At 42.5% G+C, this 13,653-nt stretch carries 8 protein-coding genes; 4 read left to right on the top strand and 4 right to left on the bottom strand.

Features of this window, described 5'->3' with window-relative positions; translation table 11 throughout:
- Positions 1–239 precede the first annotated feature (239 nt).
- A complete protein-coding gene (locus BLS59_RS18020) occupies positions 240–461 on the bottom strand; it encodes a YdeI/OmpD-associated family protein (RefSeq protein ID WP_091151163.1) in 222 nt (73 codons plus the stop codon).
- Between the two features lie 248 nt (positions 462–709).
- On the opposite strand from BLS59_RS18020, the gene BLS59_RS18015 reads away from it, so the two are divergent.
- Positions 710–2,950: a glycoside hydrolase family 2 protein gene (locus tag BLS59_RS18015; RefSeq protein WP_091151161.1), complete on the top strand. Its 2,241-nt coding sequence runs from the start codon at positions 710–712 to the stop codon at positions 2,948–2,950.
- A gap of 122 nt (positions 2,951–3,072) precedes the next feature.
- Complete coding sequence (locus BLS59_RS18010) at positions 3,073–4,809, top strand: TlpA family protein disulfide reductase (RefSeq protein WP_091151160.1); 1,737 nt, start codon at positions 3,073–3,075, stop codon at positions 4,807–4,809.
- A 75-nt stretch (positions 4,810–4,884) separates the two neighbouring features.
- On the opposite strand, the gene BLS59_RS18005 is transcribed toward BLS59_RS18010, so the two are convergent.
- Positions 4,885–6,012, bottom strand: coding sequence for a glycoside hydrolase family 76 protein (locus BLS59_RS18005; RefSeq protein WP_091151158.1), 1,128 nt, complete (start codon positions 6,010–6,012; stop codon positions 4,885–4,887).
- A gap of 580 nt (positions 6,013–6,592) precedes the next feature.
- On the opposite strand from BLS59_RS18005, the gene BLS59_RS18000 reads away from it, so the two are divergent.
- On the top strand, positions 6,593–9,061 hold the full coding sequence (locus BLS59_RS18000; protein WP_143014159.1) for a hypothetical protein: 2,469 nt from the start codon (positions 6,593–6,595) through the stop codon (positions 9,059–9,061).
- 35 nt (positions 9,062–9,096) lie between these two features.
- Here the strand turns inward: BLS59_RS18000 and BLS59_RS17995 are convergent, their stop codons facing one another.
- Both BLS59_RS17995 and BLS59_RS17985 read right to left on the bottom strand, forming a co-directional pair.
- Entirely contained in the window at positions 9,097–11,157 is a 2,061-nt protein-coding gene (locus BLS59_RS17995) for a HAMP domain-containing hybrid sensor histidine kinase/response regulator (RefSeq protein ID WP_091151156.1), read from the bottom strand.
- 346 nt (positions 11,158–11,503) lie between these two features.
- Positions 11,504–13,132 (bottom strand): T9SS type B sorting domain-containing protein, encoded by a 1,629-nt coding sequence (locus BLS59_RS17985; RefSeq protein WP_162842682.1) that lies wholly within the window; start codon positions 13,130–13,132, stop codon positions 11,504–11,506.
- 254 nt (positions 13,133–13,386) lie between these two features.
- On the opposite strand from BLS59_RS17985, the gene BLS59_RS31660 reads away from it, so the two are divergent.
- Positions 13,387–13,548: a hypothetical protein gene (locus BLS59_RS31660; protein WP_162842681.1), complete on the top strand. Its 162-nt coding sequence runs from the start codon at positions 13,387–13,389 to the stop codon at positions 13,546–13,548.
- Positions 13,549–13,653 lie beyond the last annotated feature (105 nt).

Here is a 13,653-nt window from a genome sequence, read left to right as displayed (position 1 = left end):
AATTGTAAGGCTGCACTTCATTCCCTTATGGTGTAATGGTAGCACTTCTGATTCTGGTTCAGACAATTGTGGTTCGAGTCCATGTGAGGGAACGCTAAAGAGGATTATTTAATATCTTAAAAACAAAAAATGCCTTTAATTATAATTGAAGGCATTTTTTGTTTCCTATGATGCTATAATGTCGCATCAATTCTGACGTTTTTAACAGTCCAGATTAATGACCTTGATCAACAGAACTTTTATGTTTTTAAGGTTTTCTGTTTGTTGCGCAGCATGATCATCGCCTTATCCGCGCGTACCTTGCGGGTATCTTCCTGCTTGGCAGATCCTACCCAATCGCAGTAACCCTGTTTGTATGATCTGGACAGGCTTTCAAAAAAAGCATTGGCTTCTGCGTCGTCATTTAACAGCACCTGCAATTCTGCCGGTGTGCCTTCAATATGTTCTCCTTTTTTTAGCATGATATTTTGCCGGGCTATGTTTAATAGTTGGGCATGGGCAATATAAGTACTTTGATTTAAAGTTTAGTTTGCATGCCCGTGTTAATTGTGCTTCAACAAATCGTATCAACCTTTCTTCAAAACAAATCAATTGTTAAGGGTGGTAAAAAGGGTATCGCATTTTAAATTACTTTTATTTCGCGTTAAACCAATGATCCTTTGTTAGCACGCAGACTTGTATTTGCTAACCGGGGTGTATTATCTGAACTATGAATTTTAAAAAACTCATCACTATAGCCTTAGTGGCTGTACCCTCTCTGTTATTTGCCCAGGAATGGCAACCCAAAAAGGCAGTTTTAATGACCCGTTTTGCAAAGGATGTTAACCCCAAAAGCGTATTGCCCGAGTATCCGAGGCCGCAAATGGTACGTGCCAACTGGCTTAACCTTAATGGTGTTTGGCAATACCAGCCGGGCACTAAGGGCGAGGCTGTACCTGCCGGCAAGCTGGCAAAAACAATCCTGGTTCCGTTCCCGGTTGAGTCTGCATTGTCGGGCGTTATGGAACAGCACGACAGGCTTTGGTATCGCCGTAAATTTACTGTTCCGGCGGCGTGGAAAGGCCAGCAGGTATTACTGCACTTTGGCGCGGTTGATTACGAAACCGAAGTTTTTGTTAACGGAAAAAGCCTGGGCACACATACCGGCGGTTATGACCCTTTTAGCTTTGATATTACACCGGCCATAAAAGGCGCGGGTGAGCAGGAAATTACCGTAAGGGTATTTGACCCAACCGACGATGCCGGCTTCCCGAGGGGTAAGCAAAGCCTGCATCCGCAGGGTATTATGTATACCTCAACAACAGGGATCTGGCAAACCGTTTGGCTGGAACCCGTTCCGGTAACCAACATTAATGATTTTACCATTACGCCCGATATTGATAAATCGGTAGTTAACATCAAAATAAATGCCGGTGCCAATGCTGCCGGTTATGCCGTAACTATTAAAGTAAAAGACGGCAGCAAGGTTGTGCAAACCGCAACTGGCAATGCCAACGAAGAAATAACGGTGCCCGTTCCGGATGCCAAATTATGGTCGCCAGATTCACCTTTTTTGTATGACCTGGATATCGCCCTTACTAAAAATGGTAAAAATGTAGATGCGGTAACCAGCTATTTTGGTATGCGCAAAATTTCTGTTGGGGTTGAGGATGGCTACAAAAAGCTGTACCTGAACAATAAGTTCCTTTTCCAGATTGGTCCGCTTGACCAGGGTTTTTGGCCAGATGGTATCTACACCGCACCAACGGATGCTGCCATCAAAAACGATTTGCAAATGATCAAAAACTTTGGCTTTAACATGGTGCGCAAACACATCAAAGTTGAGCCATACCGTTGGTATTACTGGGCCGATAAACTGGGCCTTATGGTTTGGCAGGATATGCCATCGCCAAACTCGTATACCGAGCATACGCCACCTGTTGATACCGCCGCTTTTGCATCAGAGCTTACGCGTATGATAAAAACACATTATAACACGCCAAGTATTGTTACCTGGGTGGTATTTAACGAAGGGCAGGCACAACACAACACGCCGGGTTTGGTTGATATGGTACACAGGCTTGATCCCAGCCGTTTAATTAACCAGGCCAGTGGCGGCGGTCACTTTGGTGTGGGCGATTTTCTTGACATTCACAGTTACCCGCCTCCGGGTGTACCTAACAGCAGCACACAGGTTTTAGCCTGCGGCGAATACGGTGGTATAGGCTATATTTTCCCTAAGCACATCTGGAAATCGGGCCCTACTTATATCATGATCGATAACGAAAAGGACTACACCAACCTGTATGATTCTTACGCTAAAGACCTGGTTATGTATAAAACCAACAACGGTTTAAGTGCCGCAGTTTACACCGAAACCACCGATGTTGAGGTAGAGCTGAACGGCTTGCTTACTTACGACCGCGAGATTGTTAAAGGCGCGGTTGAAAAGATCAGGGCATCAAACGTGGCGGCAATCAATGATCACATTTATTTAAAAGAGCTTTTACCATCGTCTCAAAAAGAAGGTCGCGACTGGAAGTATACCTTTGATAAACCTGCCAATGGTTGGTTTAACGGTAAGTTTGACGATGCCGCGTGGAAAACAGGCCAGGGTGGTTTTGGTACCAGCTTTACGCCAGGCGCCAATGTTAAAACGGTATGGAACACCAATAACATTTGGATTCGCCAGGAATTTACGCTGGGCGACCTGAGCAAAATAAATCGTACCGATCTTGTGCTGTACATGCACCATGATGAAAACTGCGAGGTGTATATCAACGGCGTAAAGGCCGTGGTGCGCGATGATTTTACATCTGGCTATGGCGTAATAGCCATGAGTCCTGAAAGCCAGAAGGCCCTTGTTGCCAACGGAAAAAATGTAATTGCCATACACTGTAAGCAAACAAAAGGAGGGCAGTATATTGATGCCGGCATCTCCGTTTTAACAAAAGACAAACCTGCTTTTTAACCTTTATCCATATCCCTGCATTACAACCGGCCTCAACGAAAGTTAAGGCCGGTTTTTTGTTAGATAAATTATAGTGAAATATTAAGAGGCAATATTATATTTGGCCATCCTATTATAACCTGATGACAACCTGCTACCTTAAATTTAAATTACCTTCTGCATTCCTGTTTTTAATTTTATTACTGCCTGGCCTTAATGCTTTTGCCCAAAAAAAAGAAGTAACCATTACCGGTAACATTAATAACCTGGTGCAAAACCCGGGCTTAATTGACGTGTATTCGTTTAAGTACAGCGATATGGCAACAGATAAGGACATGATTATCCCCATAAATAAGGATGCGCAGGGTAACTTTAAAGTGGTTTTCGCGATAAATGGTTACCAGGAAATATCGTTACGCCAGGCTGCAAAATTGCCAAAAGGAATAAACCTGGAGGCGGGCGTTACCCAGTTTGATTTTTACGTGAGCCCGGGCCAGCATCTAAATTTTAGTTTCTACATGTCTGCCGATTACTCGGACCGGAAGATAATTTTTACCAAAGACGGGGCCTTATTTAATAACCAGATGCTGGCCTATTACAACAGCCTCCAACGTTCCGGTGTGGATGATTCTTTGCGTAATCAATCGGATGAGCTGATTAAAAAAGGAATCCCATACCTGAAAAAGTACCTGAACGAGCAATTGGTTTTAGCCCTGGAGTTTAACAATAAATATTTTGGCCCTGACGATAAAACAGGCAAGAACCCTAATGATAAAGCCCTTGGAAAAGGAAAGTTTAATACCGTGGAAGGCAATATGGTTAAAAAGCAGGCCGAGCTTAATTTGCGGTACAGCGCCGCCAACGCTATTATGCGGGCTATGGTCGTTAACAATGTAAATGATCCGCGGCTAAATGATTATTTAAAGGAATTTAAGGTTAAGCTTAATGATCCTGCCATGTATGGTACCGATATTTATAAAGACTTTTTGCACCATTATTTTATGGTAATGGGTAGGGCTGCCGATAAAAAGGCACCAGACGTTATCATTCTTAATAAGGATATTGCCACCTTTATTGTACAAAACCATCCCGAGCTGGAGGATGATGACAAGGCGCTTGCCAAAAAGATACTGGATACCATTAATAAACCCACCGAAGATGAAATTAACAGGTTTCTAAATCAGGTGGCCACCCGCTATGTAAATGAATACATGGCAAACAGGCCGCATAACCTGCCCGGTTTTGATTATGCGCTTACCATTAAAGATCCGTTTTTGAGGGATTTGTACGCAACAAGGGTTTTATATCAGCAAATTAACGGCAACATTGGTTTTATTAAGCCCAACCTATCCGCTTATCTTAAAAACGTACGGAGCGGCTATATCAAAGATGATTTTTTAGCTTACTATCAGCAGGAAATTGATAAAATAAACAATAGTACGCTACCAGCGAAAGCGGTGCTTTACAGCCCTAAGCAATTAACGGGTACCGATCCTTTTAAAAGGGCGATAGCCAAATATAAAGGGAAAGTAGTTTATGTAGATGTGTGGGCCACCTGGTGTATGCCCTGCCTTGGCGAAATGGAAAACTCGCAAAAGCTGCGCGAGAAATTGGCCGGTAAGGATGTTGTATTTGTTTACTTGTGCATCAGTTCGCCGGATGATAAAACCTGGAAAAGCCTTATTGGTACTAAAAATATCGAAGGGGAGAATTACTTTCTGAATTACAGTCAATCGCAAGCCGTGTTAAAAAGCTTTAAGATAACCGGCATCCCTTATTATTTACTTGTTAATAAAGACGGAACCGTAGCAAAAGCCAACGCCGGCCGGCCGGGCGATGACGAAACGATTGATAGCATAAACAGCCTGTTGAGGAAATAGAAAAGCAAAATACAATCACAAAAAAAGACCTGCCATTTTTAAATAGCAGGTCTTTTTTTATGTAGAATAGTTTTTTTACTTTTTGGTTGGCGGCACTATCTGCATAAAATAAACTATGCTGCTGCCCTCGTATGATTGTATATCGCCGGTTGGGCAGGGGATTGCGTAATTGCGGAAGGTAAGGTTGCGCGCAGTATCGCGGTTTTGCCAGCCGGTGTTTACGTTTTGCTGAATCCAGGGCAGGTATTGGGTTTGTTTACCGTCTTTCACCAGTTCCATAATGTACTGGGCAAATATGGCTTTCAGAATGCCTTGTTCATTGAAATCACCTTCTGTTGGCAGGATACCGTTTTTGCACATGTGGTTCATGGTATAATCGGCAGCAAGTTTGGCATCGTTAAGATAAGAGGCATCTTTAGTAGCTTTATAAAGCGCGTAGGCTGCTCCAATTGCTGTGCCCTGGTTATAAGTATAATCTGAATAGCCGGGGTGTGCGCCTATCTTATTATCAGCCAAACGGCCGCTGCTGGCATCAAACAGGTTTTTACGGCCATATTCATAAACAGATTTTGCTTTGTTAAGGTATGAAGTATCGCCGGTAATGTTATAAAGGCGTACGGCGGCTATAATAGTAGGGTAGGTGATGCAGGAGTTTTTACCGCTGTGCTGAAAATCCCAAAACATACCGCCATCTTTTGGATCATGCGAGCCTTCCCAAACGTGGTTAAAACCGGCTATGGCCTTTTCAAGATAAACCTTGTTGCCCGTAAGCTGATGCGCGCGTGCTAATGACATGATCCACCACATCATATCGTCATAAATAAACCACACCTTTTTGTTGGTCCAGTTATAGTTATCGTAATGCTCAAAATTACCCTGGTAAATATCTTTTATGAAGTCCATTTGGGCTGGTTTTTTTGTACGCTCGTACACGTTCATAGCCATATCCCAGTAAATGGCCTGCACCCAAATGGCTGCTACGCCGTCTTTTTTGGTGGTGCTGCAATATATGCGTGTTTTAGGATTATAAAAATACTGGTTAAACGCCTTGTAGGCCAAATCAGCATCGGCTTTGGTAAAGCCTGGTTTATCGGCCTTGTGACTGTTTGCTTTTTTTACAGGCGGCGTATCGGCTTTAATGTTGCCGGCACAGGTAAGGGCAATAAATAAGCTCAGGATAAAATGATAGGGGAAAATTTTCATTGCAATTTGTAATTAAAAAATTGTTATCCCCAATTATACGGCATTTATTCATTTTGGCATCAATCATTTTTGTTACAGACCCCCAATTTGGTAGCGTGTTTTATCTGCGTAGGAATAGGTGGTACTTGGTTTCGTTGTAAGTCGACCGCGTTTTTGCATAAATGTACATATAGCTTTGTTTTATAGTTAATTTATTGGTAATCAATTTAATAAATATAAATATGGGTTTGCTGGATGCTGGTTGGCAGAACAAAATGACTTAGCCCCGTTGTTTTGAATGAAATGGATAGGAGGTTTGCATTCGTTTGAAATTCATTTTTTAGCTGTAAAAGTATCCTGGCGGGGCCTATTCACAATTTCATGTGCTGTTCACTTTTGTTCATAGTAAATATTTGTATGCCATATCATTTAAATTTGGTTTACAACCCGGTGTCAATATTATAATATATGTATTGATGTGTGGTTACCCCTAAATGAAATGTTCATTTCTTAAACCTATGATTTTTAACGATCCTGCATGCTGTCACATCATTTTCAGTTATTGAAAAAATTGGTGCTCACCACGTCTAATTTAAAGCACGTGAGCCCTTCGGACTGCAAAGTGCTATGCGAACTTATTTTTCAGAAAACCCGTAACCGCCTGAGCGAAACCACTCTGAAACGGGTTTATGGCTTTGCCAACAGCGATTTTAAGCCATCGCAGTTTACACTTGATACACTTTTGCAGTATTGCGGTTATAGCAACTGGGACAATTTTATAAAAGATCATGACAGCAAAGCCGAATCGGACAAAACATTGAGCTGGCTTACCCTTAATGAACATGCCTATAAATTAACTCACTTAAGCTTACGCGCTTTAAAAGGGCGATCTGGTATCCCATATATTAAAACCATCAAACGTAAGTTTATAAATGACCACATGGATGGCTTTCTTGCTTCAGATGATATTGCCACGGCTATAATGGCGCCATCCGGTTATGGCAAAACAATTGCCCTGCTGCATTGGATTGAGGAACGGCATGAACTTAACGTGTTAACGGGTCGGCAAGATATTATATTGCTGTTTAGCACAGCTACGCTGCAATCGGTACTTCTTGGCGGGCAAGATATTTACGTTTGGCTGTTGGCTCTGTTAGGTTTCGACCGCACAGACGATCTCGTAACCTTGCTCACCAATAAAGAGAACGATGAAGGCAAATTCTTTTTAATTATTGATGGTTTTGATGATCATGCTTTTAAGGCAGATCAGTTTCAGTTGATTGTGAACCAGTTGGTAGATATTTTGTCTGTTTACGAGCTAAGCAACTCCTTTCGGTTGGTGCTCAGCATGACCTCGGCTACATGGCTCAACAACAAGCACCATTTTTATGCGGGCACGCAAAAGTGGTTTACCGGCTTCATAAGCGATCCTGAAAATGGTATCAATGTGCCGCTTTTTTACCTGCACGAAATTCAGGAGCTACACAATAAAATAAACCACGAACAAAGGCCATTTATCCACCCGGCGCTGATAGATATGATGAGCAATCCCTTATATTATCAAATTTATTATAAGCTAAGCAAAGGCGACGAATTATTGAGCCACGTTGATGCCCTTTTAAAATATGATATGATTGCTGCCTTGGTGCTTGATAAAATTTATCTTGATAAATATGCTGTTGAGCGGCTTGCACTCATTTTTGAGTTAATACAGGTTATGAGTTCAAAAACAGGCCAATACCAGGTTAATCGTTTAAATGCCAATGCTATAATTAATAAGTATCCTGTTGTGTATCAGGAGTTGATAAGCCTGGGGTTTTTAACGGAACTTAACAAAAGCGACGAACTGCTTTACAATACCTGTATTGAATTTGGGCGCCCCGAGTTTTTAGATTATATGCTTGCCCAAAAGCTGCTTTCAGATAATAATAATCGCCTTAATAGTAATTTGGTGGTACAGGTAAACCTCATATCAAACAGCGATGTAAAACTCAATGTAATAAAGTGGATAGTGATGTATTCGCTTAAAACCGAGCAGCAGCATAGTCTTAATTATATAACCAAAACAGATCTGTCCCTTAATCAAAAGGTAGAGTTGATTACCTTTATAGGCGATATTTTTGACCGCGAACTTGCCGCTGCCGATAACAAAGTTATTACGCGCCAGTATTTTAAGTTAAATATTGATAATCAGCTTTTCTATTACTTTTTCGGGCTGGAATATATTGATATAACCTACGAAAAGGCGTTGCTTGCCTTGCTTAAGTTTGATTTACCCAACGATAAAAAAATGCTGGTACTTTGCAGCTTATCCATAATAGCCATTACCCGGCTGGATATGAAATCATTGGAAACCCACCTGCTGAGCCTCAAAAATATTTCGCAGATTGATATTTTTAAATTTCCGATAAATCCGGTTAAGTCTATCAATACCATATTTAATTACCTTAAATATGGTATTGTGAAAAAGGATGCCTTTGCCGAAATCACCCGTTTTTGCTTTGATCCACCGGGCCCGGGCGAGTGGTTTAACGATACGGTAACTAATGATATCACCTACATTTTGGCCACGTTTACGCTGCAGTTAAGTCGTAACCCTATTAAGCAACTACGTTTTATTAACCTGCTTAAAAGAAATTATAAGGATTTTACAAGACAAATGGGCAGCTACAGCTTCTTTTTAAATTTAGCCGCTGCCGACGCTTGTTTTATTATGGACGATAAGGTTAAGATGCTGGCTTGTTACCGGTCGGTATTAAAAATATATCATGCCCGCAACCAGGTTTATACCCCTTTTATGCGTGCCCTGTTCCATGGGTTAAAAATCAAAATGTTGCTGGCCAACCACCAATATGAAGAGATTGATATTGAATTTAACTATTTTGATCAGATAGCTTATGCTCATAAATTCAAACTCTCTAAATTTTACATTGTAACGCTGTTGCTTAAAAAAAGCAACCTGGTAGCCATGATAGAAAAGGGGGCATTCTACAAAAAATTGCACTATGAGCATTCCAGGTTAATGATTGAAGGTGCTGTTGTGGAATTATTTGAGAAACAGGAGATATAAAGTCGTTCTCCGCAGAAACATGAAATATTGCATCTCTACGACACCGATTGCGGGCTTAAAAATGCCATTATTTTTTTGTGCAATACCTGGGCATCAAAAGGCTTGGCAATAAAATCATTCATGCCACAGGCAAAACAGTTCTCCATAACCTCTTGTGTGGCGTGGGCTGTTATGGCAATAATGGGAATGGTGCGCTTGTCATTATCAAGGTTACGAATAACGGTTGTGGCCTCGTAGCCGTTAAGTTCGGGCATATCCAAATCCATCAGAATAACGTCGAAGCTGGCACCTATCAGCTTGTCTACAGCAATCTGACCATTATCGGCCAGTTCAACCATGTAGCCGCGCTTTTGCAAAACCTTGCTCACCAGCATCTGGTTAAGCGGATTATCATCGGCCACTAAAATGCGGGTGTTTTTTAAATCATTTATATTAATGTCGCCCGCTATTAACAGGGGCTTATTGGGGGCAATGGTGGCATGTTTATCAAAAGGCAGTAAAACCCTGAAGTCGGACCCGCAAGCGTCACTTGTTTGTATGAAAATTTTTCCACCCTGTAAATCAACCAGATGTTTGGCCATGCTTAAGCCAAGCCCAATACCACCTAAACGGTGACTTTGCTCAATCCTGTCAAAACTTTCAAAGATCTTTTCCTGCTTTTGCATAGGGATGCCGGGTCCGGTATCTTTAATGCTAAATTCTATCCAAATTATCGCGTCGGTTTCATCGGTGATTTTTGCCTCAATATGTACCGAGCCGCATTGGGTGTATTTAACGGCATTGGTGGTAAGGTTTAGTAATATCTGGCTTAAACGTATCCCATCGCCCAAAACCATGTCGGGGATATTATTATCCGTGTGATAGCTTATGGCGAGCGATTTTTTGCCCGCTTCGGGCTTAATAAGTGATGCTGTGGTTTGTACCAGTTCGGGAATATTTATCGGCTTTTTTTCCAGGACAACTTTACCGGCCTCAATTTTCGAGAGATCGAGGATATTGTTGATCAGGATCTGCAAAAACTCTCCCGATTTAATAATGGCCTTGTTGTACTCCTGCTGTTCGGCGTTCAGTTTCGATTCATCCATAAGCAATGCGAAGCCCATAATGGCGTTCATGGGCGTTAAAACTTCATGGCTCATATTGGCAATGAAGGTCTGTTTTATTTTTTCAGATGCCTCGGCACGGTCGCGTTCACTTTTGGCCTTAACTTCGGCCGCTTTTAGGTCATTTATGGTCTGTTCCAGCTTATCGGTCATTTGATTAAAAGCCATTGCCAACATGCCGATCTCATCGCGCGAATATACGGTTACCCGGGTGTCAAATGCTTCCTTTGATACCATGCTGGCACCTTTAATGATGGCATTTACCCCTTTTTCCATATTACGACTAACGTAAATAGTTATCAATATGCCGGTTAGTTCTATAGTAAATGCAAGGGTTATCAGCATACCCAGTACAAGGTGCTCAAACCAGCGCGAACCTTCGCCAAGGCTATAGGAAAAATTATCTTCAATGGGCGATAGCCGGGTGTTTAGTTGCTCAATATAATCCAGGTAAAACTGAGTTTCTTCTGCCGATATATCACCGTCGTTTATCCTATCGTGTAATTGCTGGCTTACCGGCATCAGCTTCATCATTATCCGTTCGGCCTCTTTCCAATAATAAATGGTGTTTTGCAGGTATGATATTTTGTTAAACCGGCGCAGCAATTTAATAACGCCATCAATATCATCAGGGTGGATACGACCTTCCAGGAAACCTTTACGGGCCTGGTCATAATAGAATGGCTCCTGTTCCATTGCCTTGCGGGCTACTCCATCGCCCATAGGTACTTTTATGTGCTGCAAAAAGGCCTGGTAGTCCTTATTGTTATGCGAGTAAGCATACAGTCGCAAATTAGAGAAAGCATCCTTTTGAGCCTTTGACCAAAGTCCCTCGCCACCAACCAGCGTACGTATGGCCGAAAGGGAATTTACCGCGAAGCTGAGCGTAAACAACTCAACCACAATTAAAAAAGCCATTATGCCAATGGTAAAATACAACTTTCTTGCAATGGGTATATCCTTAAACCAATCAACCAAATGAAAAGATCGCATACATGAGTTTTATATATTTAGATGTTTTTACCAGCTAAATATAATTTAAACCCCAACGCCGTTTTTGTTCATGTTTTTATAGATAGTGCTGTTTGTTCAGTGATGAATTTGCTGTTCATTGTTGAGGTGCGATTGTAGCTTGCCGCAGAGGACTCACCCGACCATCGCTACGCTCGGCCACCCTCTTCGGCTTCGCCGGAAAGAGGGAAAGACTTTGGTTTGAGATTTTTAAGTTGGATAAAAAATGTCCCCGCCCTCTTTCCAGCGAAGGCGAAGAGAGGGCCGTCGCACGCAGTGCCGGCGGGGTGAGTAGTCGTCACGACCACGCAGAGCAAATTAATAGCGCCTAATCCACCAGCAATACCCAACCCGAATACACCTTGCCGTTTTTGAGGTCGATGCGGTAAAAATAGGTTCCGGTGGAAAGTTTGCCATTCTTACTGGTACCGTCCCAGGGGCGGGGGTACCCCTTGCTTTCGAAAACCAATGTGCCGTACCTGCTAAATACCTGCGTTATGGAATTTGGAAAAGTATCCAGCGCGGCAATTTTCCAGGTATCGTTAACACCATCATTATTGGGGCTGAAAGTATTGGGGACAACAATTTTATCGTATACGCTTATGGTAACCATACTATCTATTTCCATTGCGCATGGCGCTGCCGATATTACGTGGAGGGTATAGGTGATATCAGCTTCGGGAGTAGCAATAGGGTTGAGGATATCCGGGTTGCTCAGGTACCGGGAGGGAGTCCAGTGGTAAGTAATGCCTTCGCCGGTAGCCATGCCGTTAAGCTGAACACTTTGCCCATGGAGGATTTGTCTGTTGGGCCCCGCTGCAACCGTTACTTTTGGATTTATGTGCAACGTCACTGTGGCCCACGCGGGGCAGCCTGCCGTGGTTACCATTACCCTATACTGTCCGGTCATGGCCTCGGTGGCATTGCCGATGATTGGATTTTGTTGGCTGGTGGTAAATTCATTTGGCCCCGTCCAATTGTAAGTGTCGCCACCAGATGCCATGAGGTTTATATTGTCGCCATAGCAAATGGTTGATAACCCTGAAACTGATGCCTGTGCTATCGGGGTAGATTTGATAGTTAACGTAACCGGTGCCGACGCAACCCTGCATTGTGCCGAGGTTATGTTTGCGGCTTCGGCACTTACCAATCTATATTGATAAACCCCTGCTGCGGTAGGCTGATGCAATTGGTATGTGGAATTTATAGCACCGGGAATATCTGCCCATCCGGTACTGTTACCCACCTGCCATTGGTATGCCGGATCTGTGTAATGAAAGCCCGACGGATCAATGGTGACGCCGAGCTGATACGTATTGTCGGCGGCTGAGCAGCTACTGACGGGTGCTGACGAGTTATTGATGCCCGGTTTTAAGGTAGGCCCATAAGGGCTAAAGGTAATATCATCCAGTGCTATATCATTTCCATAACCACTGCTTGAACTGTTAGTCATTTGCAGCGTAATATTGCCGCCGGTTGGCGGGGTGGTAAAGGTAATGCTATACGGCTGCCAGCCCAGGCCATTATCTATAAACCCGGTGTTTTTAGTGAATGTACCGAGGCTGGTAGTTACTGTAAAAGTTACATTGGGCTTAATACCATCAAACTGCATTAAATTTAATAAATAGGCGCTAAACTGGTATTGTGTATTAGGGCATAAACCTGTTACTGTTCGTTTGTAAAATACATCGGGTGAGCCATTTGCCCCGGCAACCATCATATAGCCGCCCGGGTTGCCGGTATGGTCGCCGGTTACCAGCCAGGCACCGGTATACATGCCGCTGGTTGAGTTGGCAATAGTATAACTGCCATCCTGCGGGGTTGTTGGTACGTAGGTATAGGTGGTATAAAAGTTGGGGTCGCTTATTTCAGGTCCTATCTGCGCTGTGCCCGATCCGAAATCTTCCTTAAAAATAGGATCGCCCACCTGCGCCTGTACGGTAAGGGCAGTAAACATGGTTAAACAAAAAATAACCCATAAGCGAAAAAAAATCATGGTTCGGGAGGCAATAAATATACAACTTACAGGTTATGTTGCAGTTAGTAATTGGTTTTACTTTTAATGTTAATTAACTCAACGTAAAAGTTTTGTTTTTAAAGACTTAGTACTAATGGCCTGTTTTACCAAATAATAAATGATAACCGCCGCTTGCTCAATGACCATTGATACTACCGCGCCATTTCTGCTCCTTTGTTTCAAATAACAAAATAATGAAACAGAAAAAACTTTTAAAAATGGCAATCGGGATGCTGTTTCCCTGGCTATCATGGATACAAAATCCATTCCTGAAACTAAAACCCGGCGACTGGTTTAAAGTGCAGGTGAACATCAACGCCCGCGAGGGCCAAACAATTTTAAAACTATGTATTTAAAGGCCTACTTGAAATGGATTATTGTGAATATTTGATGGACAATACACATATAATTTAACATTATTTAACGGTATAATACGCCAATCGTTAGTTAACTTTATCTAT

Source organism: Mucilaginibacter pineti, from assembly GCF_900101875.1.
GTDB lineage: Bacteria > Bacteroidota > Bacteroidia > Sphingobacteriales > Sphingobacteriaceae > Mucilaginibacter > Mucilaginibacter pineti.
This window is presented reverse-complemented; position numbering and strand designations above follow the sequence as displayed.